Origin of the sequence: Paracoccus rhizosphaerae (genome assembly GCF_026162645.1) — a bacterium.
Taxonomy (GTDB): Bacteria; Pseudomonadota; Alphaproteobacteria; order Rhodobacterales; family Rhodobacteraceae; genus Paracoccus; species Paracoccus rhizosphaerae.
On record NZ_JAOTBE010000128.1, the window covers coordinates 1 to 3,365 of the forward strand.

Genomic DNA, 3,365 nt, shown 5'->3' on the forward strand with positions numbered 1-3,365 from the left:
TGGAAAACCGCACAAGGTCATCATCACCGCCGTTGCCAGAAAGCCCGTCACCATCGCGAACGCCCTGTGCAGGAGCCGTCGGAAACGGACCGCCGCGATGGCCTGAAAGATACAGTTGCTAAGCGTAATGCCGGATCAGAAAGAAGTGAGACGGTTGATCTTCTCGCCTGTTTAAGATTATCAGGTTACTAAGCGCAAGGACCCGGTGAGATCCCGGGTGGCTCTTCCGGCCGCCGATCCGCCGGACAATCTTTTGATAACCCGTAAAAAGCAACTAAGACGTTTGGGTAAGACCGCACGTTGTAGGGTTTGGGATTGTTCATGATTATCTATTTCAATGACTTAAACAGCTGGTTTGGTCACCTTCCGGACCATGTTTTGGCGCGGACTCATTGCGGTTGCTCCCAATATTTACTCAACGTACCCCCTTGACCCAGATCATTTCTGAGCAAGCCGCTGCACTGCTCGCACGCTGATCCCCGGAGACGTCGGCGCTTCAGGAACAACTACAGTACGACCCGGTTTCGAAGCAGATCTTCCACGAGAAACAAGGTTATAGTCCAATGAGATACAGGCCGGAGATAGACGGACTGCGTGCGGTGGCGGTGTTGCCAGTAATGTTTTTTCATGCAGGGTTCACAACCTTTCGCGGTGGTTTTGTGGGCGTCGACGTTTTTTTTGTCATCTCCGGCTATCTCATCACGACAATCGTCATGGGCGATCTCGCTGAGGGAAGATTCTCCCTTGCACAATTCTATGCCAGACGTGCGCGGCGGATCCTGCCGGCCCTTTTTGTCATTGTTACGGCCTGCATTCCCTTTGCCTGGCTGTGGATGACCCCGGACCAGTTTGAGGCTTTCGGTGAAAGTGTCATCGCCGTGCTGCTCTTCGTGTCAAACATCCACTTCTGGCAGGAAAGTGGATACTTTGCAGCCGCTGCTGACCTCATGCCCCTTCTCCACACCTGGAGCTTGGCGGTGGAGGAACAGTTCTACATGATCTTTCCACTCCTGCTCATCGTTGCATGGCGTCTCGGGCGCACCGTCATCTTCGGGCTCTTTTTGTTGCTTGCGACAGTGAGCTTGGTCTGGGCCGAGATGCAGTGGCATTTCGCGCCGCCCGCCAGTTTCTTCCTGAGCCATACCCGAGCATGGGAATTGCTCATCGGCTCTTTGTGTGCTCTCGTCCTGTTCAAAAGATCGCTGCCTGCCAATAACTGGCTGGCAGGGCTCGGGCTTGCCATGATCGTCGCTGCTATCACGAAGTTCGCACCATGGACTGAGATACCGGGGATCAAGGGCTTGGTTCCAGTGCTGGGGGCCGCTCTTATCATTCTCTTTGGATCGCCCGGGACCCAAGTTGCGCGGCTTCTTTCCATGCGTGGTTTCGTCGGCATCGGCTTGATCAGCTATAGCACATATCTTTGGCATCAGCCGCTCTTTGCTTTCGCCCGGCTGCGGAGCGCGGAAGGTCCGTCGCCCGTGGTTCTGCTGGCGTTGTGCGCGGCCTCGCTTTTCTTGGGCTGGATAACGTGGTGGTTGGTGGAGATCCCGTGGCGGCGCAGAGGGAACGTCTCCTTACGCAGTCAGAAAGTTTCGAGTGCAGCAGCTGCCGCGCTGGCAGTTGCGCTTTTCGGCTTTGGAGTATCCGCAGCGGTTACAAACGGCCTCCCGCAGCGCTTCCCGGATGGTCCGAGGCAGCAGTTCACCGAAGGCAGGTGGTCACGGAATTGCCTCTTCCAGGCACGCGGCGGGCGCGTGGATTTCCCCACGGAGGAATGTATCTTCGGCGAAGGGTCATTCAAAATCGCCATTCTTGGTGACTCCATAGCCGCGAGCCTCGCACCCGCAGTGATCGACCGCTTTCGCGACATGGACGTAGAGATCCACCAGCTGACCCACGGCATGTGCATGCCTGCAGTTCGGACTATTGCAACGACGCCATTGGCGGTCGCTTGCGCAGACTATACAGAACGCGCCGTTCAATATCTGGAAGAGATGGGAGTGGATCTAGTTGTAACGGCGGCATCTTGGCCCGACTTTGGTCAAAGCACACTCTACGATGGCCAAAGCATCAGCGATATGACGAATGCTCAGCGCGATCTCGTGGCGGACGACATCGAGTCCACGCTGAAGCGTCTGGATGCACCAGTTCTGATGATCATGCCCTACCCTCATGCCGACTTCTGGATCTTAGACACAGCGGCTCGACACTACCTATCCGATGGCGAGCTAATCAAAGAGCTGGCCGTTCCCTTGGAGCAGTTCATGGCAGAAAACGCCGTGGCGCTCGACGTGCTGAGTCGCGTAGAGGATGTAAACATTGCGAAAGTCTTCGCACACGAAGCAATGTGCGATAGCGAGCAGTGTTACTTTCTGCAAGATCAAAAGCTGATCCTGTCTGATAATCAGCATCTGACAAGGTACGGGGCGGAGAAGATACTGGCACTGCCGTCCTTTAATCATGCAGTAACCAACATTTTCCACGACGCTGGCCGTATTCCGGCCAGTAGGGAGAACTGGGCATCAGATTGAGCCAGCTGTGGGCACAACGGCCACGACAACGGAGATCTGGACGGCGTTGATGATGTGACCGCCCCCGACGGCATCTGTGTGCCAAGGTGGGTCTGCAACGATCCACAAAGGGGGCGGTCATGTCAGAGATTATCACGGTCGGGCTCGATCTGGCTAAGAATGTGTTCCAGGTGCATGCAGCCGACGGCGCAGGCCGGGCCGTGTTGCGAAAGAAGTTGCGGCGGGCGCAGGTGCTGGGATTTTTCAGCCAGCTGCCATCTTGCCTTGTCGCAGTGGAAGCCTGCGGCGGCGCGCATTTCTGGGGCCGTGAGATCGGCAAGCTGGGCCATGACGTGCGGCTGATCCCGCGTGCCTATGTAAAGCCATTCGTAAAGCGTCAGAAGAATGATGCTGCCGATGTCGAAGCGATCTTCGAGGCGGCAATGCGTTTTGTCCCTGTGAAAAGTACAGAAACTCAAGCGGCCACCATGGTCTTTCGCATCCGCGAGCTGCTGATCCGGCAACGCACGCAAGCCATCAATGCCTTGCGCGGCCATCTGACCGAGTTCGGACAGATCGTGCCGCAGGGAGCATCCAACGCCGCGCGCCTGATCGCCCTCGTCGAGGGCCCGGAAGTGATCTGCTTGCCGGCGCCATTCCTACACTGAAGGCCTTGATCGCGGCGCTCACGCATCTGGATTCAGAGATCGCTAAGCTTGATGCGGAGATTACCCGGTAATCCTCCCTGTGATTAAGGGGATGCGGAAGTAGAATTTTCTCGGCAAGTTGGACGAGGAGATTCCGATGAAGAAGAGCCGTTTCTCCGAGGCACAGATCATGGGCGTGCTGCGC

At 56.5% G+C, this 3,365-nt stretch carries 2 protein-coding genes, 1 pseudogene and 1 other annotated feature; all 3 genes and pseudogenes read left to right on the forward strand.

The features are described 5' to 3' along the window. Positions 1 to 192 (forward strand): hypothetical protein (locus OC184_RS19645; protein ID WP_265508864.1); only part of this gene is annotated, 192 nt, incomplete at its 5' end. Positions 193 to 195: 3 nt separating this feature from the next. Further along, positions 196 to 251: a sequence feature (sul1 is cis-regulatory element that is thought to sense ions involved in sulfur or methionine metabolism; They are found in Alphaproteobacteria), on the forward strand. Positions 252 to 563: 312 nt separating this feature from the next. Next, positions 564 to 2,534 (forward strand): acyltransferase family protein, encoded by a 1,971-nt coding sequence (locus tag OC184_RS19650; RefSeq protein WP_265508866.1) that lies wholly within the window; start codon positions 564 to 566, stop codon positions 2,532 to 2,534. A gap of 119 nt (positions 2,535 to 2,653) precedes the next feature. Beyond that, positions 2,654 to 3,249: pseudogene (locus OC184_RS19655) on the forward strand (IS110 family RNA-guided transposase); the annotation flags it as partial. Positions 3,250 to 3,365: the final 116 nt, after the last annotated feature.